At 42.5% G+C, this 25,221-nt stretch carries 25 protein-coding genes; 19 read left to right on the top strand and 6 right to left on the bottom strand.

Annotation, left to right across the window (positions count from 1 at the left end; genetic code table 11):
* The first annotated feature begins 24 nt into the window (after positions 1–24).
* The 14 genes from atpG (at position 25) to SPD53_RS03860 (ending at position 12,650) form a co-directional block, all read left to right on the top strand.
* Entirely contained in the window at positions 25–885 is an 861-nt protein-coding gene (atpG, locus tag SPD53_RS03925) for an ATP synthase F1 subunit gamma (RefSeq protein WP_156854273.1), read from the top strand.
* A 242-nt stretch (positions 886–1,127) separates the two neighbouring features.
* The gene (atpD, locus tag SPD53_RS03920; protein ID WP_336251699.1) at positions 1,128–2,531 is read left to right on the top strand and encodes a F0F1 ATP synthase subunit beta; all 1,404 of its coding nucleotides are present in this window, start codon (positions 1,128–1,130) and stop codon (positions 2,529–2,531) included.
* Positions 2,532–2,600: 69 nt separating this feature from the next.
* On the top strand, positions 2,601–2,999 hold the full coding sequence (locus SPD53_RS03915; protein ID WP_156854276.1) for a F0F1 ATP synthase subunit epsilon: 399 nt from the start codon (positions 2,601–2,603) through the stop codon (positions 2,997–2,999).
* 174 nt (positions 3,000–3,173) lie between these two features.
* Positions 3,174–3,404: a DUF1146 family protein gene (locus tag SPD53_RS03910; RefSeq protein ID WP_156854278.1), complete on the top strand. Its 231-nt coding sequence runs from the start codon at positions 3,174–3,176 to the stop codon at positions 3,402–3,404.
* Positions 3,405–3,816: 412 nt separating this feature from the next.
* Complete coding sequence (locus SPD53_RS03905; protein WP_336251698.1) at positions 3,817–4,533, top strand: YwmB family TATA-box binding protein; 717 nt, start codon at positions 3,817–3,819, stop codon at positions 4,531–4,533.
* Between the two features lie 36 nt (positions 4,534–4,569).
* Positions 4,570–5,904 (top strand): UDP-N-acetylglucosamine 1-carboxyvinyltransferase, encoded by a 1,335-nt coding sequence (gene murA, locus SPD53_RS03900; protein ID WP_336251697.1) that lies wholly within the window; start codon positions 4,570–4,572, stop codon positions 5,902–5,904.
* 250 nt (positions 5,905–6,154) lie between these two features.
* Complete coding sequence (spoIID, locus tag SPD53_RS03895) at positions 6,155–7,306, top strand: stage II sporulation protein D (protein WP_336251696.1); 1,152 nt, start codon at positions 6,155–6,157, stop codon at positions 7,304–7,306.
* A 152-nt stretch (positions 7,307–7,458) separates the two neighbouring features.
* Positions 7,459–8,379, top strand: coding sequence for a M23 family metallopeptidase (locus SPD53_RS03890; RefSeq protein ID WP_336251695.1), 921 nt, complete (start codon positions 7,459–7,461; stop codon positions 8,377–8,379).
* Positions 8,339–8,665 (top strand): hypothetical protein, encoded by a 327-nt coding sequence (locus tag SPD53_RS03885; RefSeq protein WP_336251694.1) that lies wholly within the window; start codon positions 8,339–8,341, stop codon positions 8,663–8,665. The genes SPD53_RS03890 and SPD53_RS03885 overlap by 41 nt, the downstream gene beginning before the upstream one ends.
* Positions 8,666–8,728: 63 nt before the next feature.
* Entirely contained in the window at positions 8,729–9,007 is a 279-nt protein-coding gene (spoIIID, locus tag SPD53_RS03880) for a sporulation transcriptional regulator SpoIIID (protein ID WP_156854285.1), read from the top strand.
* A gap of 225 nt (positions 9,008–9,232) precedes the next feature.
* Positions 9,233–10,234, top strand: a complete 1,002-nt coding sequence (locus SPD53_RS03875; protein ID WP_336251693.1) for a rod shape-determining protein — start codon at positions 9,233–9,235, stop codon at positions 10,232–10,234.
* A gap of 365 nt (positions 10,235–10,599) precedes the next feature.
* The gene (locus tag SPD53_RS03870; protein WP_156854289.1) at positions 10,600–11,403 is read left to right on the top strand and encodes a flagellar hook-basal body protein; all 804 of its coding nucleotides are present in this window, start codon (positions 10,600–10,602) and stop codon (positions 11,401–11,403) included.
* A gap of 26 nt (positions 11,404–11,429) precedes the next feature.
* A complete protein-coding gene (locus tag SPD53_RS03865; protein WP_156854291.1) occupies positions 11,430–12,269 on the top strand; it encodes a flagellar hook-basal body protein in 840 nt (279 codons plus the stop codon).
* An 18-nt stretch (positions 12,270–12,287) separates the two neighbouring features.
* Positions 12,288–12,650, top strand: a complete 363-nt coding sequence (locus SPD53_RS03860) for a DNA-directed RNA polymerase subunit beta (protein WP_156854293.1) — start codon at positions 12,288–12,290, stop codon at positions 12,648–12,650.
* A 134-nt stretch (positions 12,651–12,784) separates the two neighbouring features.
* Here SPD53_RS03860 and SPD53_RS03855 read toward each other — a convergent pair whose 3' ends face one another.
* Complete coding sequence (locus SPD53_RS03855) at positions 12,785–12,931, bottom strand: lmo0937 family membrane protein (protein WP_188855774.1); 147 nt, start codon at positions 12,929–12,931, stop codon at positions 12,785–12,787.
* Between the two features lie 182 nt (positions 12,932–13,113).
* Between SPD53_RS03855 and fabZ the strand changes: the two genes are divergently transcribed.
* Both fabZ and SPD53_RS03845 read left to right on the top strand, forming a co-directional pair.
* Positions 13,114–13,533, top strand: coding sequence for a 3-hydroxyacyl-ACP dehydratase FabZ (fabZ, locus tag SPD53_RS03850; protein ID WP_156854297.1), 420 nt, complete (start codon positions 13,114–13,116; stop codon positions 13,531–13,533).
* A gap of 113 nt (positions 13,534–13,646) precedes the next feature.
* A complete protein-coding gene (locus SPD53_RS03845; protein WP_336251692.1) occupies positions 13,647–13,925 on the top strand; it encodes a hypothetical protein in 279 nt (92 codons plus the stop codon).
* Between the two features lie 291 nt (positions 13,926–14,216).
* Here the strand turns inward: SPD53_RS03845 and zwf are convergent, their stop codons facing one another.
* From zwf to SPD53_RS03825, 4 genes are all read right to left on the bottom strand, one after another.
* Positions 14,217–15,692 carry a glucose-6-phosphate dehydrogenase gene (zwf, locus tag SPD53_RS03840; protein ID WP_156854301.1) on the bottom strand — a complete coding sequence of 492 codons (1,476 nt, stop codon included), beginning with the start codon at positions 15,690–15,692 and terminating at the stop codon, positions 14,217–14,219.
* A gap of 280 nt (positions 15,693–15,972) precedes the next feature.
* Complete coding sequence (locus SPD53_RS03835) at positions 15,973–16,410, bottom strand: threonine/serine exporter family protein (RefSeq protein WP_156854303.1); 438 nt, start codon at positions 16,408–16,410, stop codon at positions 15,973–15,975.
* A 12-nt stretch (positions 16,411–16,422) separates the two neighbouring features.
* Positions 16,423–17,175 carry a threonine/serine exporter family protein gene (locus SPD53_RS03830; protein ID WP_336251691.1) on the bottom strand — a complete coding sequence of 251 codons (753 nt, stop codon included), beginning with the start codon at positions 17,173–17,175 and terminating at the stop codon, positions 16,423–16,425.
* A 247-nt stretch (positions 17,176–17,422) separates the two neighbouring features.
* Positions 17,423–17,827, bottom strand: a complete 405-nt coding sequence (locus tag SPD53_RS03825) for a hypothetical protein (protein WP_156854305.1) — start codon at positions 17,825–17,827, stop codon at positions 17,423–17,425.
* Between the two features lie 278 nt (positions 17,828–18,105).
* On the opposite strand from SPD53_RS03825, the gene SPD53_RS03820 reads away from it, so the two are divergent.
* Both SPD53_RS03820 and SPD53_RS03815 read left to right on the top strand, forming a co-directional pair.
* Complete coding sequence (locus tag SPD53_RS03820) at positions 18,106–19,200, top strand: glycosyltransferase family 4 protein (RefSeq protein ID WP_336251690.1); 1,095 nt, start codon at positions 18,106–18,108, stop codon at positions 19,198–19,200.
* 279 nt (positions 19,201–19,479) lie between these two features.
* Positions 19,480–23,271, top strand: a complete 3,792-nt coding sequence (locus SPD53_RS03815) for a S8 family serine peptidase (RefSeq protein WP_336251689.1) — start codon at positions 19,480–19,482, stop codon at positions 23,269–23,271.
* A 191-nt stretch (positions 23,272–23,462) separates the two neighbouring features.
* Here SPD53_RS03815 and SPD53_RS03810 read toward each other — a convergent pair whose 3' ends face one another.
* Positions 23,463–23,741, bottom strand: coding sequence for a hypothetical protein (locus SPD53_RS03810; protein WP_156854315.1), 279 nt, complete (start codon positions 23,739–23,741; stop codon positions 23,463–23,465).
* 163 nt (positions 23,742–23,904) lie between these two features.
* Here SPD53_RS03810 and SPD53_RS03805 point away from each other — a divergent pair, with 163 nt between their 5' ends.
* Complete coding sequence (locus SPD53_RS03805; protein WP_336251688.1) at positions 23,905–24,624, top strand: glycerophosphodiester phosphodiesterase; 720 nt, start codon at positions 23,905–23,907, stop codon at positions 24,622–24,624.
* Positions 24,625–25,221 lie beyond the last annotated feature (597 nt).

Raw genomic sequence — 25,221 nt, 5'->3', positions numbered from 1 at the left:
ACTGCGAAAGGGTGGTGAAATAGCTTGGCATCACTTAGAGATTTGAAAGCACGAATTGACTCTACAAAAAAGACGAAGCAAATTACTGGTGCGATGGAAATGGTATCTGCCTCTAAAATGGGAAGAGCAGAACGTAACGCAAAAGGTTTTGTCCCTTATAGCGACAAGATTCAGCAAGTTGTCGGCAGTATTGCTAACAGCCATACTGATGTCTCACACCCAATGCTGACAAAACGCAAGGTAAACAAGACTGGTTACCTGATCATTACATCAGATAAAGGACTTGTCGGAGCGTATAACAGTCATGTTTTGCGAGACCTCATGAAGACAATTGAAGAGCGTCATAACGACCCATCTGAATATACCCTCATCGTCATGGGATCAAAAGGCTTTGAGTATTGTAGAAGACGTAATTTACCAATTGCCAAAAGTATCCTTGGTGTAGCAGATCAACCGGAATATGCCGAAATTAGAGAACTGGCTTCCGAGACGGTGCAAATGTACACAGATGGAGAAATTGATGAATTAATCATTTTCCATAACCATTATGTCAGTGCAATTTCACAGGTCGTTACACAGAAGCAGTTACTACCGATAGAAGATATCGCGGATCTAGGAAATGCGAACAGTGAATACGAATATGAACCAAATGAACAGAAGATTTTAGATGTATTGCTCCCACAATATGCTGAGAGTCTAATTTTCGGTGCATTATTAGACGCAAAAGCGAGTGAACATGCGGCAAGTATGACTGCAATGAAGAGCGCTACTGATAATGCGAATGAATTGATCGATGACCTTTCACTTGCATATAACCGTGCACGTCAAGCAGCAATCACGCAAGAAATCACCGAAATTGTTGGTGGAGCGGCTGCACTTGAATAGCAGATTGGAACAAAGGCGCAAGCGCCCGTTTAGCAACGTACAAACTGGAGCACTTCAGAATGAGATAAAGGAAACACGGCGAACGTAGAGAGCCGATGTTGACTTATCGATTGGAGAAGTGTGAAGTTTGCTAGTTGCTGGGCGCTGGAGCCGGACGTGGCTGTCGCTGGAAAATCAAGTTATCCACTGCATTATTATTTTAAAGTTTTTTATGTAGGAGATTATTGTTAGGAGGGAAATCCATGAGTAAGGGACATGTTACACAAATAATGGGTCCTGTTGTCGACGTTAAGTTCGAAGACGGCCAACTTCCTGATATTTACAACGCTCTTGTAGTAGATATCAACGTAAATGGAGTGGAAAGCAAGCTTACATTGGAAGTTGCACTTCACCTTGGTGACAACAGTGTCCGTACGATTGCAATGTCATCCACGGATGGCGTTCAACGCGGCGCGCCTGCTACAGACCTAGGCAGACCAATCTCCGTACCAGTAGGAGATGTGACATTAGGAAGAGTATTTAACGTATTAGGTGAAAACATTGACCTGGACGAGCCACTCGCTCCAGACGTTCGTTTAGATCCAATTCACCGAAATGCTCCTGAATTTGAAGAACTGTCAACAGAAACAGAAATCTTGGAAACAGGAATTAAAGTTGTTGACTTGCTCGCACCTTATATTAAAGGTGGTAAAATTGGATTGTTCGGTGGTGCGGGTGTAGGTAAAACCGTACTGATCCAGGAACTAATCAACAACATCGCTCAAGAACACGGTGGTATTTCCGTATTCGCCGGAGTTGGAGAGCGTACACGTGAAGGTAATGACCTTTACTTTGAAATGAAAGACTCTGGAGTTATTGCTAAAACGGCAATGGTATTCGGTCAGATGAACGAACCACCTGGAGCACGTATGCGTGTTGCCTTGACGGGTCTAACAATGGCTGAACATTTCCGTGATGAACAAGGCCAGGACGTTTTACTGTTCATCGACAACATTTTCCGTTTCACACAAGCAGGTTCCGAGGTTTCCGCGCTATTAGGCCGTATGCCTTCAGCGGTAGGTTACCAGCCGACGCTTGCGACTGAAATGGGACAGTTACAAGAACGAATTACATCAACGCAAAAAGGTTCCGTAACATCAATTCAAGCGATCTACGTACCTGCGGATGACTACACGGACCCGGCTCCGGCAACGACATTCGCACACCTTGACGCGACAACAAACCTTGACCGTAAACTTTCAGAGCAAGGTATCTACCCGGCGGTGGATCCACTAGCATCCACATCTCGTGCCCTTGACCCGGAAGTAGTAGGGGAAGAGCATTACCGCGTAGCAACGGAAGTACAACAAACACTTCAGAAATATCGTGAACTACAAGATATTATCGCAATTCTTGGTATGGATGAGTTGAGTGAAGAGGACAAACTGACGGTTTCTCGTGCACGTCGTATTCAGTTCTTCTTATCACAAAATTTCCACGTTGCTGAACAGTTCACTGGTCAGCCAGGTTCATATGTGCCTGTAAGCGAAACGGTAAAAGGATTTAAAGAAATTCTAGAAGGTAAATATGACGATCTTCCAGAGGATGCATTCCGTCTGGTAGGAAGCATTGAAGAAGTTGTGGAAAAAGCAAAACAATCACAATAAAAAATGGAAGAAGTGAGTAGAGATGAGGAATTTCTACTTGCTTCTTACCAATATTAGGAGGGGTTTATCCTGAAAACACTAAATGTGAGTGTTGTAACTCCTAGTGGTACAGTTCTGGAAGAGGATTATGAAATGATCGTCTGTATGACAGAAGATGGAGAATTAGGTATTCTACCAGGTCATATCCCTTTAGTAGCTCCATTAGCGATAGGTGTCGCTCGTTTAAAGAAAAATGACGAAACCTATAAAGTCGCAATAAGTGGCGGTTTCATGGAAGTGCGACCGGATAAAGTAACTATCTTAGCGCAAACTGCCGAAAAAGCAAGCGACATTGACGTCGCCCGCGCAAAAGAGGCGAAAGAACGGGCAGAACGTCGCTTACAAGCGAAACAAGACGATACCGACTTCCGGAGAGCTGAATTAGCACTCAAACGCGCAATGAATCGCCTCAGCGCAGGCGGAAAATAAAAAACAAAATCTCTTATGACACCATAGGTTATAAGAGATTTTTTTCATTGGGACAGGGGGTCAGAGCGATTGTCCCACTAAAAGTGGGACAATCGCTCTGACCCCCTGTCCCGGTTTCCGGAAATCATTTCCCGGGAAATATCGACAATAATATTCCTTATGGGAGGTCGTTTTATGTTTTCAATTGGACAGTTTGCGCTAATTGGAATGATTTCGCATATATTTTTCATTTGGCTCACATGGAGAGTCATGCTCAAGTTGAATTTTGATCCGATTATTCGAAAAGGCCATCCACAAGATGGCAGGATTTTCCTACTCTTCCTTGCCATCATGATTGGAACAGGAGTCAGCAGATTCGTCCTCGACATCTTACAATGGTCACAGGATCTGATCTATCTGTTTTAACGTTAACGAATAGAAAGGTTATTCAATGAAGGGGAGGAGCATATATACTAATATGGATTAAATCCGAACAAATTATCTTTTTAGCTCCGGGAATATACGCTAGACTTCATTGGTCTGGCAAGTACAGTCACGTCCTGTGACCAGCACCGCCACGAGAGCTTCTTATTCATCGGGATTTAGATGGGAAGCCTAGGTGAGAAGCGACAGAATGCTCTGTTCGTTGCGGCTCGCCAGTCGCCCACGGCTAAAGTGAAGTATTTTCAAGCTTTAATGCTCCATTTATAACTTGTTCGGATTTATTTCTCCACTCTTTACTTCAGAATCTTAGTCAATCTCTCATTCTACCAATCTATGAATAAATTTCTGCCTCCTGTCCATACTGGAAATAACCAAATGGAGAGGGGTAACGACTATGCAACAGTTCATTATATCTTTTCTAATCGCAACCTTTATAATGCTGACAGGATCAACTCCTGCACATACAGAAATAGACCCACTACACACGCTGACAGAAATTACAACTACGAACCAATTACCACTAACAGGCTGGGAAGTAACCCTGAAAGAAACAATCCACACAACTGACTTTGAACAAATTGTGAATGATAAAAAAAATAGTTATTTCGTATCTAGAACAGAAGATGAAAATAGTATAATATTTAACTTTGTTAGTGCCGATAAACCGGCATTAATTACAACCCAAAAACGAATGATTATAGCGAAGGAAAATCCAGGGCAAGTAGAGCTAATTGCCGTCCTAAAAGGAGACTCATGGAACGAATCAGTCCAGCAGGAATATGACGAGACGCGTAAAAATCTTCTGAATAAACTTTTCCACACAAATGTCAAATCATTTACTTGTATTGAAGTGATAGAAGATGATACAATAGGGAATAGGGCGATTATGGAGAATTTGACAGAATCGCTACAGCTGGTACATATAGAAGAACAGTATGATTCATACGAAATGTCCAAGCTTAAAAAGTTGATTTACGGGTATACACCACTATGGAATGACAAATTCATTCTGGAAGGTATACCTTATAATGTGCAAATTGCCACAGCCGAGAAGGAACCAGGAGAGCTTGTCTACACGATAGGAACACCTATCCTAATTACTGAATACTAATATCTAGAAATAAGGATTTGAAGGAGATTTATAAATATGGAAAAAATCATCGTAAGAGGTGGACAGCAACTACGCGGCACAGTAAAAGTAGAGGGTGCCAAAAATGCCGTATTGCCAGTTTTGGCTGCGAGCTTAATTGCCAGCGAAGGCAAGAGTGTCATAACAGACGTACCTGTTTTAGCTGATGTCTATACAATTAATGAAGTACTGAGAAATCTAAATGCCGATGTAGAATTTAATGCAAATACGAATACCGTGGAAATTGATGCTTCCAAGGAATTACTTACAGAAGCCCCATTTGAATATGTACGAAAAATGCGCGCATCTGTGCTTGTTCTGGGACCATTACTTGCCCGCTACGGCCATGCCAACGTCGCAATGCCGGGTGGATGTGCCATCGGATCCCGTCCCATCGACCTTCATCTGAAAGGCTTCGAAGCTATGGGAGCAGACATTCATGTCGGCAATGGGTTCGTTGAAGCACGAGTGGATGGTCGTCTTCAAGGTGCAAAAATTTATCTCGACATGCCAAGTGTTGGCGCAACCGAGAACATCATGATGGCAGCATCCCTTGCAGAAGGAACGACGATTATTGAAAATGCTGCGAAAGAACCTGAAATAGTTGATTTAGCCAATTATTTGAATAAAATGGGTGCTGATATCGTTGGAGCAGGTACAGAAACCATCCGTATTTACGGAGTGGAAAAGCTTTACGGCACAACGCATACGATTATTCCTGACCGGATTGAAGCAGGAACCTTCATGGCTGCAGCTGCAATTACAGGGGGAAATGTTTTAGTGGAAAATGTGGAAAGCGAACATCTCCGTTCCGTTATTTCCAAGATGGAAGAAATGGGTGTATCGATTGAAGAAGAAGGCACAGGACTCCGTGTGATCGGACCGGAAACCTTTACATCAACCGATGTCAAAACACTTCCATATCCCGGATTCCCTACCGATATGCAATCCCAGATGATGGCTTTGATGCTGAAAGCAAATGGCACAAGTGTCCTCACCGAGACGGTTTTTGAAAATCGCTTCATGCATGTAGAAGAGTTCAGAAGAATGAACGCTAAAATCAAAATTGAAGGTCGCAGTGTGATCGTAGAAGGGCTAAATGACCTGCAAGGTGCTGAAGTTGCAGCAACCGATCTACGCGCTGCTGCTGCGCTTATTTTGGCTGGTCTTGTAGCAGAAGGACATACCCGCGTCACTCAATTAAAGCATCTTGACCGCGGCTATGTGAATATTGTTGGAAAGCTCGCTGCATTAGGTGCTGACATTGTCCGTGTTGATGAGTTCGACAATGTGATTGAAACTATTACAGAAACAAACGAATTAAGCGAAGAAGCAATTGCAAAGTTATTATAAAAAATAAACCGTCGGGCAGTTCGGACGCCCGGATACAAAATTAAACACCCCTATTTCAGAAAAAACAATTCTGGTAGGGGTTATTTGTATTTATAGCCTTTAAACCGTTATATTTTTTCCTATAAACTGCAATTCACAGGTCTATTTCTAACTTTTTCGTATAAATATAATAGTAGATTGCAATACTAGGCTGTGCATAAGGGGAAGTGAAACTCCTCTTCACGGCAAATCAGCGACGAGGAGGGAATTTGTGAAAAGTCCGAAGAAAAACGCCCATATCCAGAAACTACTCAAGAAAAAGACACAATTGAAATCAGTATCCAGCAAGCCGAAGTTTAAAACAATGAAACGAAAGCCACCCCCTTTCATTAAACGTAAGGGTTCTGCTTATTTCCAACATCACCAGCTCTCTTACCGGCTGCCGCTCATCCTGCTGGTTGCTTCCCTGTTTATCCTTATTATTGCCATTCCGAGCCTGATCGTGCTACCACAGAACAAAAATAATGAAGCAACAGAGCCGGCGGATGATTTTACAATTACGAATGAACAACAACAGGAAGCCATATCCGTCGCGGTCATGCGAACGAAAGCAGATGTCGTTGAAGATGTTTCTCTGGAGAATTATATTGTCGGTGTCGTTGCTGCGGAAATGCCTGTAACCTTCGAAATGGAGGCACTGAAGGCTCAAGCCATTGCAGCTCGGACGTATACAGTTAACCATCTCCTCACAAATGATGAGGATTCCTACGATATTACAGATACCGTGCAAGATCAGGTATATAAGAACAATGACGAATTAAAGCAGCTATGGGGCAGTGCCTATGAAGACAATATTAAAAAAATCAAAGCTGCGGTGGAAGCGACGCGTGGAGAAATTTTAACGTATGAAGATGCTCCGATCATGCCTGCCTACTTTTCGATGAGTAATGGCTATACGGAAAACTCGGAGGACTATTGGGAAAAAGAACTGCCCTATCTACGGAGCGTGCCAAGTCCATGGGATTTAGAAAACCCGAAGCTCGTTAATCAGGAAACATTTACGAAAGCCGAACTGGAAGAGCGTCTTGGTATTACGTTATCCAGTGATGCGGCTGATCATATTACGATTGCCCGCTCAGACAGTGGCCGCGTCAGTCAATTTACAATGGATGAAAACACATTCACAGGAAGGGAAATCCGCGATAAGCTTGAGCTCCGTTCCACGGATTTCTCTGTTAAACAAGCAAATGATCATTATATTTTCACGACGAAAGGAAATGGTCACGGCATCGGCATGAGTCAGTACGGTGCGGATAGTATGGCGAAGGAAGGAAAGAACTATGAAGATATCGTGAAGCATTACTATCAGGGAATAGATATAAGTACGCTTGATGAAGCAGCTCCGACCCTCGTCTCGAAATAGACGGGGGTTTTTCCTTGATTACTGATAATATTGGCAAGTAACAGCTTAATTTCCCCTTAACAACCAAAATAATACATGTTTATGAAAAATATTTCCTTGCAGATGTATAGATTTTCTATTTTCTGAACAGAATGGTTGTTGAGGTGATGAAGATGAATGAGGAAAACAAATTCGGTCCAAAAAAAAGTTGGACACGCATTTTCCGTAAAAAGTGGTTCTTCCCTAGTCTTTATTTGGTTCTAGCAGCTCTATTAATCTCAGCAGTTGTCTGGTACCAAAATAATGGAGACGATCAGGAAATTGTCGAGGAGCGGGAACAGTCCGAAGAGTATTCCCCGGTTCTAAATGAAGAGGAAGCAGAGCCTGTCATGGAACAACAAGAAGTCGTACAATTACCGATCGAAAACAGTGAAGAAGCGCAGATTGTAACGAAATTTTTTGACTATAACGCAGACGAATCAGAGAAGGTAAATGCCCTAATCCATTACAACAATCGTTATTATCAAAGCACAGGTATTGATATTACAACAGAAGATGGGGAAGGCTTTGAAGTAGTCGCTGCGTTAAGTGGTACAGTCGCTGAAGTGAAAGAGGACCCGCTTTTAGGGAATGTTGTCGTAATCGATCATGGTGACGATGTGAAAACCTATTATGCGAGTCTTGGCGATGTGAAGGTTGAAGCAGATGCAAATGTAAAACAAGAAGAAGCAATTGGTACAGCCGGGAAAAATAAATTCGGAACAGAGCATGGCAACCATGTTCACTTCGAAGTCCGAAAAGGTGATACACCTGTGAACCCGGAAGCATTGCTGAACCAACCGCTTGCAAGCATTGATGAACTCATGGACTCAGCTGAATCAACTGAGGATGTAGCGGAGGATGCGGACGAATCAGAAGGTGTAACAGAAGAAGCGGAAGAAACAGAACCAACAGAAGAAACGGATGCAGTCGAGCAGCCAGAGGAAGCGGATGAACAGGATGAAGACGCTGATGCTGAACTAGATGAATCCGACGCTGACTTGGAAGTTGAAGATGAACAACCAGAAGAAACGGAAGACGACACAGAAGAATAAACACACAAGCAAACACCTTGGCATTTCAGACCAAGGTGTTTTTGCGTGGTGGGACATCGCCTCTGACCCCACTGTCCCACAAGCCGTCTCAAAAACTGGGACAAATGCTCTGACCCCTTGTCCCAAAAAGATTTATTCATATTCGGTTGGTGCTTGTAATAAAATGTTACAAACCAACCAAGATTTTAGTGCTGAGGTGAAGGAGCATAGTAGTGACTTTTTCCGTTCCCGCAATGATGCAAATTACATAGACTCACTTTTCGGTTCAGTTGACAGCATTAAATAATGAGCCCCGGTTGAAGAGATAAGAGATGACACCTCAGAACGATCAACTTAGGAGGCGAACGGTGTGCATGATTACATCAAAGAAAGAGCAATCCGTATTGGACAGCATGTGATTGAAACGAGAAAGACAGTCCGGAAAATTGCCAAAGAATTCGGGGTCTCCAAAAGTACTGTCCATAAAGATTTAACTGAACGTTTACCTGAGATCAATCCCGAACTTGCCGGACAGGTGAAAGAAGTGCTGGAATATCATAAAGCAATCAGACACCTGCGTGGCGGGGAAGCAACGAGACAGAAATATAAAAATGAAGGCCGCCTGAAGGTAAACCCCTCCCGGAATTAATACCCCCAAGCTACTAGTCGCCTCCCGGGATTAGTAGCCCATTTTTTTACAGAACTTCCCAGAATGAACCCGCATCCCTATCTGCCGTCAAGCACAACAAAAATTTCATAAAATAATTATCAATAAAAGAAGTTAAATGTGACAAACTGTGATAAAATATGTTAATAGTAGCATTGTGTCTAAATCACGATGTAAGACAAGTTAATTTGGGAGGACCTAGATAGAATGTTTTCTAGAGATATTGGAATAGACCTTGGAACCGCCAACGTTTTGATTCATGTAAAAGGAAAAGGAATTGTGTTGAATGAACCAGCTGTAGTAGCGATGGACCGAAATACTGGAAGAGTACTGGAAGTCGGAGAAGAAGCCCGTCGCATGGTTGGTCGGACACCTGGAAATATAGAAGCAATCCGCCCGTTGAAAGATGGGGTAATTGCTGATTTTGATGTGACTGAAGCGATGTTAAAGCATTTTATTAATAAAATCAATGTTAAAGGCCTGTTTACAAAACCGCGCATGCTCATTTGCTGCCCGACGAACATTACCAAAGTCGAGCAGAAAGCGATTAAAGAAGCGGCGGAAAAGTCAGGCGGAAAGAAAGTGTATCTGGAAGAAGAGCCCAAGGTCGCAGCAATCGGTGCTGGGATGGAAATTTACCAGCCGAGTGGAAACATGGTTGTCGATATCGGTGGAGGAACGACAGATGTAGCCGTTCTTTCTATGGGTGGCATTGTAACCTCTGAGTCCATTAAAATGGCAGGGGATAATTTTGATGCAGAAATTCTACAGTATATTAAGAAAAAATATAAGCTCCTAATCGGTGAACGGACTGCCGAAGAAATTAAAATCAATGTCGCAACCGTTTTTGAAGGTTCACGCGATGAATCCCTTGAGATTCGTGGTCGAGACATGGTGAGTGGCCTTCCGCAAACAATAACGGTAAACTCCAAGGAGATTGAAGAAGCGCTTCGTGAATATGTTTATGTAATTGTACAAGCTGCGAAAATGGTTCTTGAGCAGACTCCACCGGAACTATCTGCTGACATCATCGACCGTGGTGTCATTCTCACTGGCGGAGGGGCGCTCATCCACGGTATGGACCAATTGCTTGCTGAAGAGCTGAAGGTGCCTGTATTTGTGGCGGAAGAGTCAATGAGCTGTGTTGCTAAAGGAACCGGAATCATGCTTGAAAACATTGATAAGATCGAAGGTAAAAAGATTGGATAAGATTGAAAGGTGCTAAGCGACCCTTACAGTAAGTTGGGCGAATCGTTTCGCGGGCTTGGGACTGCTTTTACTTGTCCCACCGAAGAGCGTTTGTACCAGCACATAGCAGTAGTCGCGGCAACGCAACGTAGAAACTGTGTCTCCCAGGACGGGAAGCGGTTCTTCCGAGGTAGTTTTTTCACGGTAGAGAAACATTCGTTGCAAAGTCGCAAGAAGCTTACTTAAGAAGAGAATTCATCTTGTTTGTGCTAGGTGCAGTACGGAAAAGGTTATTGCTAGCAACTTTCAGTTCATAATCCACAGATTTTTATTAGTAATTCAATAATTTTTCAAAATATCCTGAACGCTAAAAAGGAGGAAATCGCGTGTTACGAGGATTCTACACTGCTGCAAGTGGCATGATGACCCAGCAGCGTCATCAGGAAGCATTAGGGAATAATCTGGCAAATATAAATACACCAGGATACAAGGCGGATCAAGCAACAATCCGGTCATTTCCTGAAATGCTGATTCAAGCCCAAGGGAAGAAACAGTTACCGGTGAATCGGAACGTGCATCTCCCAATAAGTGAGACAATCGGTTCGCTTAATACCGGAGTCTATGTCCAGGAATTCGTGCCTAATTTTGCGCAGGGCGGCATCCGCGAGACGAATATCGGAACAGATCTTGCTATAACGCAAGATGCAGTACCGGACGAGACAGGTGGCATCTTTTTCCGTGTACAAAATGAAGCAGGGGAAGAACGCCTCACTCGCAACGGAAATTTCACCATTGACGGGAACGGCTTTCTTGTGACGAATCAGGGCTATTACGTGTTAAATAACGCTGGTACACCGATTGAGACAGGTGGCAGAGATTTTACCGTGACGGATACGGGAATGCTTCAGACCGATACGGAAACGATTCCGCTAGGACTAGCCTACGTAAACGATGTGAATGAACTAACAAAAGAAGGCGATAACCTGTACGACGGCGAATCAATTGCGGTACCGGCTGATGCTGAATTTACTGTTTTGCAAGGCTTTCTAGAGCAGTCGAATGTGGACGCGCAGGCGACGATGACAGACCAGTTGAATGCTTACCGGATGTTTGAACTGAATCAGCGCGTGTTACGGGCTTATGATGAAAGTTTAGGAAAAGCAGTGTCAGATATCGGCCGCCTCGGTTAAACAAGATTTAGATTGGAGGTTTATAGATGTCACGGACGATGATTCAGGCAGCTGTGACGATGAATCAGCTGCAACAGAAATTGGACTTGATTGGACATAATATGGCGAACAGCCAAACACCTGGCTATAAAACACGAAACTCGGAATTTTCCTCCCTTTTAACCCAGCAAATCAATAATCTAAACACCCCGGAAAATGCGGTGAATCGACTAACGCCAGAAGGAATTCGTGTTGGGTCTGGAGCAAAGCTTGGAGCAATTAATAATGATTTTTCTATCGGATCTCTACAGACGACAAACCGGGCACTCGATCTTGCCCTTCGCAATGAAAGGCATTTTTTCCAGATTCAAACGGGGGAACCGGGAGCACTCGAGACGAATTACACACGCGATGGAAGTTTTTATTTACAGCCGACGAGTGCAGGGGCGGATGCAGTGATGCTGACAAATGGCGATGGCGAACCCGTCCTTGGGCAAAATGGTGAGCGAATTATAATTGCAAGTGGCTTCGAGGGAATCGAGGTTCGCGATAATGGGCAAATCGTCGTTGAACGGAATGGTGAGCTGCAGGTAGTTGGTGCAATTGGCATTGTCGAAATTACGCGGCCACATTTACTGGAAGCAGCTGGTGGCAATCTTTTCCGTCTGCCTGATGCTGGTGAGTTGGGCTATGTGATGGATGAAGTTGTGGAGCAAATTGGAGTTACCAATTTATTAGTTGAAAGTGGGATGTTGGAGCAGGCGAATGTTGATTTGGCAACTCAGATGTCAGAATTAATGGTGGCTCAGCGTGCCTACCAGTTTAATTCCCGGACGATTTCAACGACCGATCAGATGATGGGACTCATCAATCAACTGAGAAGTTAAGATTAAGGAGAACAAACGATGTCAACAAAGCAATTAAGACTAGCTGGAATAGGAAAGAAACAAGAAAAATCCAGCGAAGCAGAGGATAAAAAGCTAAATAAACGTGCAAAAAAAGCGGAACTTGCCGCCGAGAAAAAACAATCGAAGGCAAAAAGTCCTGAAACAAAAGAGCAGCAAAGGCGAAGTGAACAGCGGGACAAGCAATCGAGAGTACGGATTTTCCCGATTTGGCTGCGCATTATTATTGTTGCGATTCTCGCCGTATTTGCCCTTGTAGCAGGGCTTATGATCGGTTACGGAATCATTGGCGACGGAACCCCGACAGACGCACTTAAGGTGGAAACCTGGCAACATATCATCGACATCGTTACAAAAGAATAAAGTGGCACTTCTTCTCGTATAAGAGCCACACGTACAAGTTATATTGTGGTAAATGATAAAGGACATAGGTGGAAATCCTATGTCCTTTTTGTGAGTGTATTAGCTTTCGTTAGGCTGCAATTTTTAATTAAAAGTTAATCGACCCGTCCTCCAGTTATTAAACGGAAAATAAGCACGATTAAGGCGATAACTAAAAGTATGTGGACAAGACCGCCGCCAACATCAAATGAAAAGCCTAATAGCCATAATACGAGCAATAGAACAATAATTGACCAGAGCATTTTGTTTTCCTCCTAACTACTTCTAAGGTTGATTTTTGAGAAATGCACTTGCCTTTCTTTTTCCGTTTTCGATTGGAGTCAAACATGCAAACTTGATATAATCAAAACTAGCAAGCAAAAGGATATGGAAGCATCATTTTAAATATCCCTGCTTTATCATGGTGAAAAGAGGAGATTAAAACATGAATACGGAAGAAATTAAAGCAATTATCCCGCACCGTTATCCATTTTTATTAGTCGATAAAATTGTAGAGATGGACGAAGCGAAACGCGTGGTAGGCATTAAAAATGTAACAATCAATGAACCGTTTTTCCAAGGACATTTTCCCGAATATCCGGTCATGCCAGGCGTGCTGATTGTTGAGGCAATGGCCCAAGTTGGTGCAATTGCAGTGCTGAATAAGGAAGAGAATAAAGGGAAAATCGGCTTCCTCGCAGGACTGGATAAATGTCGTTTTAAACGTCAAGTAAAACCAGGAGACCAACTGCGACTTGAAGTGGAAATTACACGGATGAAAGGGCCGATCGGGAAAGGGAAAGGCCGGGCAACCGTTGATGGTGAGCTAGCTTGTGAAGCGGAGATTACATTTGCGATTCAGTAGGGAGTGTGTTAGGAGGAGCGATATCGTCTTTTATGTGTATAATGTATGACTTTCGGGTAAAGTGGTTATGCTAAATTCGAGCAACTACTTTAAGGAAAAGGAGGCATACACAGATGATGAATAAATGGCTTCTCCGTATTGGTTCACTTGCATTAGCACTTACATTGATCACAGGGTGTGCGACAAATAACGACAACAATGACAATAATGATAACGAACCAATTGACGAAACACCACGTGACCAAAATGATGACAACCAAGGTAACATCGACGACGGAACCAATGGTAATAATGGCGACAATGGCGACAACAACGACAACGAAGACATAATCGAAAGAGACGACACAGAAAGAGAAAAAGAACTCGACAGAGACGACACCCGCCAGAGATAATGAGCGCGGCGGGACATGGGGTCAGAGCAACTGTCCCAGATAGAACGCAGATGGCGGGACATTGGGGTCAGTGTAATTGTCCCACTTAATAAGAGTCCCATCGTCATCGCATATATAATAAAAAAATGGGTCATTCAAGAAATCATCTTGAATGACCCATTTTTATAGTTGCGGGACAAAAGCTCTGACCCCGCGTCTCGCTAAATCTGGGACAGGAGCTCTGACCCCGCGTCCCGCTCCAACCCCGTGTCCCGCTAAATCTGGGACAAGGTCTCTGACCCCGTGTCCCAGCTAAACTTCCCACCAGTGGTTGCCGTCTTGGTTGAGGAGTTCGTCTGATTTTTTCGGTCCCATCGAGCCGGATTCATAGTTCGGGAAGTTCGGCTGTTCATCTTCCCAAACTTTTAAGATCGGGTCGATGTATTGCCAGGACAACGCAACTTCATCCCAATGTGTAAAGTTTGTCGCGTCACCAATCATGCAATCATATAGAAGTTTTTCATACGCTTCTGGCGTGTTTATTGCTGGCATCGCGCCTTGTTTATAACTAAGCTCAATCGGCTCCGCAAGTGCCTCAGAACCAGATTTTTTCGCATTCAGATAAAGGGCGATTCCTTCATCCGGCTGAATATTAATGACAAGCAAGTTCGGATGATGTTCCCGCTCACTCTTAAAATACAGGTTCATCGGGATATCTTTAAATTCAATGACAATCTTCGTCCGCTTTTCTGGCATTCGTTTTCCAGTTCGAATATAGAACGGAACCCCAGCCCAGCGGTAATTATCGATTAAAATTTTCCCAGCCACGAACGTCTCTGTATTGGAAAAGATGAGATCCTCCGATTCTTTTCGATAACCAGCGACCTCTTTATCATTTACAACACCGTGTCCATACTGCCCGCGGACATAATACTCATGAACCTGATCTAAGTCAAGTTCCCGAAGCGCACGCATTACTTTAATTTTCTCCGAACGAACTTCATCCGTTGTCAGACTGATCGGCGGTTCCATCGCAAGCAGCGCAACCATTTGCAGCATATGGTTCTGCACCATATCCCGGATCGCCCCTGAATCATCGTAATAGCGCGACCTGTCCTCCACCCCGAGCGTTTCACTCGACGTAATTTGGATATTGGAAATAAATCGGTTGTTCCACAAGTGTTCAAAAATTCCATTCGCAAACCGGATAACTTCAATGTTTTGTACCATCTGTTTTCCAAGATAATGGTCAATCCGATAGATTTGCTCCTCATCAAACGCTGCCCGAATTTGGTTATTCAACTCTTTTGCCGAATCCAAATCATGACCGAACGGCTTTTCAATAATCAAGCGTGTCCAGCCCGGCGTTTCTTTCAAGCCGTATTCCTGCAGGCTATTTGCAATCTGTCCGAAAAATTCCGGCGCCATAGCCAAATAGAATAACCGATTTCCTTCTGTGTCGTATTGTGATTCAAGCTGTTCCACTAATTCTTTCATGCGGTCGTAAGCTGTCTTATCCGTCACATCAAAGGATTGATAGTGGAAATGTGACGCGAAATCATCCAACTCCTCGCACTCACCAAATGCTTGTTCAACCGATTCCTTTACATTATCGCGGAACACCTCATTGGACCATCCTCTACGTGCAAGTCCAATTACGGCAAAATCTTTACTAATCGTATTATTCCGCAAAAGGCGGTATATGGAAGGGTATAGCTTACGTTTAGCTAAGTCACCTGTTGCTCCAAATATTGTAATTAAAACTTTTGGCTTTATTTGTTCACTCATCAAACTTCCCTCACTTTATTGGAATAAAAATTATCGCAGTGTAACTGGCTGTAAGACTCCTACTTCAAACTTTAAAGTGGGAGATCCGCCCTTCCAGTAACGGCTCGATTATTTTATTAAACATTCCGTTAGGTTAAAAAGTAAACCCCGCAGAATGAAGTTTTATTTTATTGTAATGGAGTTTAGAAATTTAGCAATAGATACGAACTGAAAGTCAGTGAATTGTTTAAAAGAAAAAATATTCAGAAGTGTGTACTGTTTCAAGCTGAAGTTATTTATCTTATTTATGAACCGACAGTTTCACGACAACTTGCCGGATGACCTCTGAAAACATTAATCCAATCGCAATTCCACCAGCAAGCAATGCAACCTCAACCGATAGCTCAATTGCTGTCGTATAATCATTTTCGACAAAATGACGCATCGCATTATATGCAAGCCCACCTGGCACGAGCGGGATGATTCCGGAAATATTGAAAATGATAATCGGCACTTTAAACAGGCGGGCACAGAAATAACTGAGCACCGATACAAGCATCGCTGCAAAAATCGTCGCTGGAACATTATTCATAACCGCTGGTGTCAGAAAATAATAAAGCATCCAGCCGGACATCCCAACGAATCCGCATTGAATGAGGGCTCTTTTCGGGGCGCTGAATAAAATTCCGAATCCGCTTGATGCAATGAAGCTTGTAATAAGTTGTGCAAGTATCGTCAAAAGAACCCCCTCCTAGACAAAAGCGAATAGCAGCGACACACCAGCACCGATCGAGAACGCGGTCAATGTCGCTTCGACACCTTTAGATATTCCAGAAAGCAGATGTCCCGCTACCATATCGCGAATGGCATTCGTAATATGGAGCCCAGGAACGAGCGGCATCACTGCTCCAATAATCACTTTATCGAGTTCCAAAGCAAATCCATAATGAATCAACAGATAAGAACTGATTCCAATGACGAAAGCACCGAAGAACTCCGCCAAATAACGGATTTCAAGAAGACGGTCCATCCCAGCCATTACCGCAAAGCCAAGCCCACCGGCAATACAGGCTGGAAGGAAATCAGTCCAGGTCCCCTGAAACATTATGACAAAACAGCCGCTCACGAGCGCAGCAATTATAATCTGCAGCCAAACCGTATAAACAGGAGGGGCCGCTTCAATTTTTAGCAGTTTGCGGTATGCCTTTTCCGGGCTTAATTCCCCGGCGATGATTTTCCGGGAAATACTATTCACTTCGGCTATTTTATGCAAATCAGTCGGGCGCTTTAAAATCCGCACAAAGTTATTCACTTCGGTCATCCCAGCTGAGAAATTAATCCCAGTAGGTGTAGCATGACTCTGCGCACTCTCGACGCCAAAGGCATGCGCCATCCGATTCATCGTATCCTCCACGCGATGCGTCTCCGCCCCGCTCATCAACATAATCTTCCCAGCAATCATACAAACCTTCACAACACTATCCCGATCACCCGAACCAACCACAAAACCAACCCCCATCAAAAAAACACCTACCCAAATCATACACCGGGACACAGGGTCAGAGCAACTGTCCCAGTTTGAGCGGGACATTGGGGTCAGAGGCACTGTCCTAGGGGAGATGCCTTTTTGGGGTCAGTGCTGTTGTCCCAAACTTCAGTGGGACACTGGGGTCAGGGCATCTGTCCCGCACAGAACAAAAAAGACACTCATCGGAACGAGTGTCTCCTTATGTAGCCATCTATTCCACACATTATCCTTGCACCGACAAAAATAAAAACACAAGCGCAATAATAGGAATGGCATTCGACATCATGATCGCAATCATCGAAAAGCTAGTTACAACCTGCTTGCTGTCCTCATCAGTACCTACAGCTCGCTGCAAGAAGACAAAGAAGACCGAGAACGCAATTAGCATAATAACAATAATAACAGGTAGATAAATCTGATCCACCGGCACCGGTTCGACATTGACGAATCCTAGGATAAGTAAAACAATCGGTAATGCTTCAATGAGTGCCGTACTAATGAAGAAATTTTTATGTACTTCAGCAACTTGACTCGGATTTTCCTTGAGTCGTTCTACATTTTTCTTATACATCATTAAAATACCAAATACTGCAATAGCGGCTGCTATTACAAAAATATACAGTCCCATAGAAATCCCCCTATTTTTATGAATCGTTGTCTCCCATCCTTATTCTAACAAAGCGATTGCCCCAATAATAGTCCCCAAATTATTCAAAATTCAATTGAACTGGGTGATATACCGGCACAAGAGCCTCTGACCCCATGTCCCACTCCAAATCGGGACAACGCCTCCGTCCCCATGTCCCGGTATCCTCACGGTTAAATTTGCCCAATCAACCTTTCTTTCGTTATAATTTAATCGATACGTGTAAATTGTTTGTTGAATATGTTAATTAGGAGAATATTATGTTTAACTTTGTCGATCTAGCTATTGCTTTTACGATAGCTTTAGTTTCATCTTTTGTTTTAACCTATCCAATAAAGCGATTTTCCATTTGGGTTGGTGCGGTTGACTTTCCGAATGACCGCAAAATACACAAGAAAGTTACGCCTCGGCTAGGTGGACTTGCGATCTTCTTAGGGGCTTTACTAGGAGGCTTATATTTATTTCCACGACATGAACATATGCCAGAAATATTTTTCGGTGCTTTGGTAATTGTCATTACAGGTGCCCTGGATGACCGTTTTGATATTAAACCGATTGCAAAACTAACAGGCCAGCTCGTTGCTGCATCTTTTTTAGTATCATCGGGGCTGATTATTGAACGGATTACCATACCCTTTATTGGCATGATTGACCTCGGATTTTTTAGTGTGCTTATTACCGTCCTTTGGGTTGTTGGAGTAACCAACGCAATAAATCTAATTGATGGATTAGATGGACTAGCTACGGGTGTTACAACAATTGCTTTGGTTAGTATTTTCATTATGGCAATTATTGATGGCCAACTTATTGCTGCATCTTTAAGCATTGTCATTATTGGATCGAATCTCGGGTTTCTTTATCATAATTTTTATCCGGCTAAAATTTATATGGGAGATACGGGCTCGAACTTCCTCGGATACATGGTTGCAGCAATATCAATGCTCGGCTTATTTAAAAACATTGCTTTCTTTAGTTTTGTTGTACCAATTATCGTACTGGCAATTCCAATTTTTGATACATTAGTTGCCATTGTTCGAAGGGCATATAACAAGAAAAGTATTATGACAGCCGATAATAAACATATCCACTATCAGATGATTAGGGCAGGCTACAGTCATCGACAAACAGTACTCATCATGTATGTATTTGGAGCTGTTTTCGGTGGACTAGCAATTCTCTTTTCAACTGTTAGTACAAAGTTCTCTCTTGTCGTAAGTATTTTCGTTCTATTTTTCCTCCATATAATTTCTGAACTTGCCGGTATTGTACTCGGAGGAAAACGACCAGTTATTGATTATCTGCGTAAACTTAAATGGAAAATCCATAGAAAGCGGGATAGCAGGGACAGCATCTGACTGTCCCCTTTTTTTATGGGACAATTGCTCTGACCCCTGTCCCCCTCCACCGAACTTTGACATTTATTCTGATTCCCCGATGGCCTACTATTTACCTGTAAAGCAGAATTTAAGAAACTTTCCTACTATTACTTTGTACACTAGTGTAGAATTTTGTAATTTTATAAAATTGTTTTATCAGAATTTTTTGATGTGTGCGAAGGGGGATGAAGAATAGGAATAAATGGAGAGTGTTGTTACAATTTAGACGCTTAAATTTTAATTCATAGGGGGAGAAAAATGGGGAAAAGATTATCTGTTTTAATTGCTGTAACTTTATTAGTTTTTAGCAACGTTTCATATGTAAATGCAATGGTGAAGGAGTTGCCAGGACAATTAAACCAGAAAACTGAAATTACAGCGGAGCAATCTGAATCAATTAAAGATACGGTGGATCCCAATAAAGATGTGCGTGTCATTATAGAGCTTGATGATAAAGCACCGATTGAAATAGCGACAACGCGCGGGATGAAATATGAAAATTTAACAGAACCAGAAAAAGATAAATTAGAAAAAGCAGTAATTACGCAACAAAAAGAAGTAAAAGATAGTATTAAAGCGGAAAAGATTGAAGTCACAGAACTCCAGGAATTTACAACAGTTGTAAATGGATTTAGTCTGGAGGTAAAGTATGCAGATATTGAAAAAATAGCTGAACTTCCAAACGTTAAAACAGTACACATGGTAAATGAATACGAGCGTCCAGAAGTGAAGCCTGATATGGTTTACAGTAAAGAACTGGTCGAAGCGCAGCAAGCTTGGCGAGACTACGGTGTCAAAGGGGAAGGGATGGTTGTTGGAATTATCGATACCGGGATTGATCCAACCCACGACGACATGATACTTACAGATAATGAAACTGGTAAACTGACGGAAAATTTCGTTAACAAAAAGATAGAATCGGAGAATTTGCCAGGTCAATATTATACAGACAAAATACCTTATGGCTATAACTATATGGATGAAAATGATGAAATTAGGGAAAAACATGCAACTGCTAACTATCATGGTATGCATGTTGCAGGAACAGTTGGGGCTAATGGGGAAGAAACAGACGGTGGTATTTTAGGGATTGCACCTGAAGCACAGCTTTTAGCATTAAAAGTTTTTGGAAATGATCCAGATATGCAATCAACATTTGGCGATATTTATATTAAAGCAATTGATGACGCAATCAAACTAGGTGTAGACGTACTAAACATGAGCTTAGGGAGCGCTGCAGGCTTTGTCAGTGAAGACTCACCAGAACAACAAGCTGTAACTCGTGCCGTAAATAACGGTGTACTGATGTCGATATCTGCAGGAAACTCAGCACTTTTCGGTGACGGCTATTTCTACCCATATGCATCTAACCCAGATTATGGGGTGGCTGGATCACCTGGTGTTTCGACTGATTCCCTCCAAGTCGCATCTTTTGAGAATACGTTTATGGATGTTGATGGCTTAGAGTATTCCATTGATGGAGAAATAGGAGAAGCAGCATTTTTATCAGCGGGAAGCACCCATCCTAACACTATCGATCAAAAAGAATTTGAAATCGTTGCAGCAGGACTCGGTTATCCAGAAGACTTTGAAGGTAAAGATGTGGACGGAAAGTATGCACTCATCCAACGTGGAGGTAATCCATTTACGGAAAAAGCATTAAATGCTCAAAATAGCGGTGCAGCCGGTGTAATCATTTATAACAATACAGATGGTATTGTAAATATGCAAACAGATCCAGAAATTACAATACCACAACTCTTTATGCTAAAGAGTCACGGAGATCTCCTTGCCGAAGCAGCACAGGCTGGACAAGCAGTCACTATTGCCTTTAACGGTGAAAAAACAACAATTGATAATCCAGATGCAGGCAAAATGAGTGATTTTAGTTCGTGGGGGCTAACACCGAATCTTGATTTCAAACCAGAAATCACAGCTCCGGGCGGGCAAATATTATCTACATTGAACGACAATCAATATGGTTTAATGAGCGGAACTTCTATGGCTGCTCCACATGTAGCTGGTGGTGGAGCTCTTGTATTAGATCGAGTGGATAATGAATTTGGTTATGACAATGCGGATCGTGTTAATTTTGCTAAAAATATTTTAATGAACACAGCAACGCAAATTGAGTTTGATGATGCCCCCGTTTCACCGCGTCGACAAGGTGCGGGAATGATGCAATTACATGCAGCTCTTTCTACTCCAGTAGTAGTGACGGAAGCAAAAACAAACGAAGCAAAAGTAGCATTAAAAGATTTTACAGAAGATAAGGTAACATTTGAACTGATAGCAGAAAATTATACAGACGAGGCTGTAACATATGAAGCGAGTGTAAACGTCCAAACGGATACTCCAGTTGACGCCGGTGATATGTTTGTTACGGCACCGAATTTATTTGGAGCACTTGATCTTGGAGCATTGGCAACAGTCAATGGAGAACAGGTGGGAATGGTTCAAGTGCCGGCACAAGGTAGAACATCCATCACGGTATCAATTGATATGAGTTCGGTGGATGCTGATTTGCAAGAGATTTATACAAACGGATATTGGCTGGAAGGATTTGTTACGCTAACTGATCCGTCCGATACAAATCCAAATTTAACTGTTCCATATGTTGGTTTTAAAGGCGACTGGCAAGATGCACCAATATTTGATGAACCGTTATGGGATGAATCCTCCTATTATGGCGTAACAGGAGTCGTAACTAGCGACGGAGATGGAAACTATGAATTTTTAGGAGAAGATTTAGCCACAGGAGATATTGATCCGGAAAAAATAGCATTTTCACCAAATGGCGACGGTATTCAGGACGATTCTTTCCTGATGCTTTCTCTCTTACGTAATGCCAAAGAAGCTAGCTTTCAAGTGCTTGATGAAGATCAGGAAGTAATTCGCACGATCAGAAAGGAATCGGACCTGCGAAAAAATTATTATGATAACGGAAGCTCCCCACACTATAGTTTGTCAAGTACTTGGGGATGGGACGGTAAAGTGAATGGTAAGCTAGCTTCAGAAGGTCAGTACTACTTACAAGTAGAAGCAGCAATTGATTATCCAGATGCCGAAGCACAAACACTGACAGTACCAGTCATTCTCGATATAACAGAACCTGAAGTCGATGCAAAAATGGACCAAGATGAAAATTTAGTTACAGTCGAAATGGATGATATGGACGGAAGTGGTATTGCTTATTGGGATGTGCTTGTGGACGGTGAATCCGTATTAGAAGAGCCATATGTAAATGGCGAAAGCGAGCATCGGTTTAGTGAAGCAGTTGATTTCGACAATCAGGTCGTTACAGTAGTAGCAGTTGACTATGCGGGGAACAAAGCGGAGGAAGAAGCTCAGCACGTGGAAAAAGACACGACACCTCCAGATTTACGTGTAACTACACCGGAAGTTTTTGGCGTGGAAACATCTAAAGTAGTAGAAGTCACAGGATTCGTAACAGATGAATCGGGAATACGTGAGGTAACGGTTGATGGGAAAGAGGCCGAGCTCATTTTTGATGAGGAGAAAGATCGTTATCACTTTACATTTACAGTGGAATATAAAAAAGATGGTTATTACTTGAACAAGATTAAAGCAGTGGATAACGCTGGAAACGAGGCCGAATTCAGTCGTAGATACTTTGTCGATTCAACACCTGCAAGTTTAAAAGTGAATGCAAAGAAAAAGACAAAGGATGACACGGTTATATTAAAAACACATATTAAAGATGAATTCGACCAGATGGATGTATTCATTAATGGTGACCATGTATATAATAATGAACTCTCTCAACCATACGGAAGTAATAAATTTAATGAAAAACTAGAATTCGAACGAGCATTAGATGAAGGGGAAAATGTATTTGAAATTAAAGTAGTTGACTTAGGAGGACATGAAACAATTGAATACGTGACCGTAGAAAAACAGCCTGAAAAAGGAAAGCCGAATAAACCTGGAAAACCAGAAAAACCTGGATTTTCCTTACGTGATATTCTTGGAAAAGTGACAAACATCGTATCGAGTATATTCAACAAGCTCTGGACGATATTTGGCTAATTGAAAGTAGGGCTCTCTCTTTGCGGTTCCCAAGCAGCTTTTATAAAAACCGGATAGAAGTATAAAAGACCGCCACATCGGAAACATGATATGAATCGATCGAATTCTTATTAACCAAATTTTTTGATGAAAAATAGAGGGTATGCATCTATACTAGACCGCATACCCTCTAATCACTATGCAAAATTCACCTAAGACCACGCAAGATATATAATTACACCAATATTAAGTAACGTGATAATGAGCGCTATACTAGGAATCAATTTCTTTTCCCGCTTCGAGACAAACGTAACAATGCTCATCACAATAGACACGATTAGTCCAACAATAATAAAAACTGCGATGATATCTGTCACCGTTTCACTCGTAGATTGCGCAACCGGACCAAGCAAGATCATGGACAAACTTGTTACGATGCTCGCAATCAGGAAAATATAACTTTTCCATGAAGTAACTTTACTATCCCACACCGTCACTTCCTCCTCTACTAGAATCTCCTTTTATTTTATACCGTTTTTCTTCTCCATTTACAAACATTTATTCTCCAATTCATCCAAAATTAACATTCCCTGGGTATAATCAAAAGTAATGATGCATAGAATCGATATGTAGCCCAATCGAGAGGAGAATTTAATGAAAATACAGGCTGTTGCGGAGCGCGGTTATCCAATAAAATTTCCCGAGAATACATTGTCTTCTTTTCAGGCAGCAATCGATTTGAACTTTACCCATACAAAATTTGAGGTGCATCTGACGAAAGATGGTATCCCCGTCGTCATGCGTGATACGACCATCGACCGTGTAACGAGCGGTCGTGGTGAAATCAATCAATTCACCTATGCGGAATTGCTTGCTTTCCCGATCAATCATGACGAACGAATTCCCACCCTCGCAGAAGTCATCCATTTAACAAAAGGCAAAATAAAAACTGCCATCGAAATTAAACAGAGCGGTTTCTATTACGGTCTGGAGGAGAATGTGTATGATATCATCCGCCAGCACCAAGCAATGGAAGATGTTTTCATTATTTCGGAAAATCATCATTCACTCGCTAGACTGCGCATATTATCGAAGCAGATCAAACTCGGCTTTCTTAGGGAAAATCCAGGAATTCATGATTTCTTCTTACTGAAAGAACTCATGGCATCTTATTATATGCTTAAGTTCGATTTTCAAACGGTTCAACAGCTCGATCTCGCTGTTCTTAAACGAATGGGCATCCAGCCGATTGTCGGTACCGTCCAAACGATTGAAGAAATGAAATTCATGCAAAACTATCCAGAAATCCTCATATCCACAACCGAACTGGAGAAATACCAAACAATCGCCCACCCCAAAACAATCACTATTTAATCGGGACATCGGGGTCAGAGCACTTGTCCCAGCTTGGTGGGACATTGGGGTCGGAGGCATTGTTCCAGTTTGGTGGGACAGAGGGGTCAGAGGCATTGTCCCAGGTTAGATTTTATAGAGGAAGGGCGGGCTCCTATGTTTCTAGAAGAGATAATTCGTCGTGAAGGAAACCTTGTGCCTTAGAACAACTACCATTTACAGTGAAGGCCATTCTATCTTCCATTTGCCGTGTTCGTTCGCTATAAAAGGACTGATCCACCCGCTCTCCGCCCTGCAATAACATTCAGCCGCTAGAAAGTGCTCTGACAACTCCATCTTCCCGAATGCACTACCATCATATAAAATTGGAACTGCCTCCCGTTTGAATCCCCAATAATCTGAATTTTAACTAATAAATAGAAATCCTCCCTGAAATCATTGCCCTCTATTTGAAATGGAATGGAACGAATTGTGAAAAAATGGGACAGGTACACTGACCCTAATGTCCCAACTGGGACACTTGCTCTGACCCCGATGTCCCGCTCACCAACTGGCGCAGTTGCCTGACCCTCTGTCCTACGATTGTTTATCGTGGGCGATATTGATATAATATGCTTG

It is taken from the genome of Oceanobacillus sp. MO10714A (assembly GCF_037072045.1).
In the GTDB taxonomy this organism is placed as follows: domain Bacteria; phylum Bacillota; class Bacilli; order Bacillales; family Amphibacillaceae; genus Oceanobacillus; species Oceanobacillus indicireducens.
The sequence above is the reverse complement of the archived record's forward strand: the minus strand, read 5'-3'. Positions and strand labels throughout refer to the sequence as shown.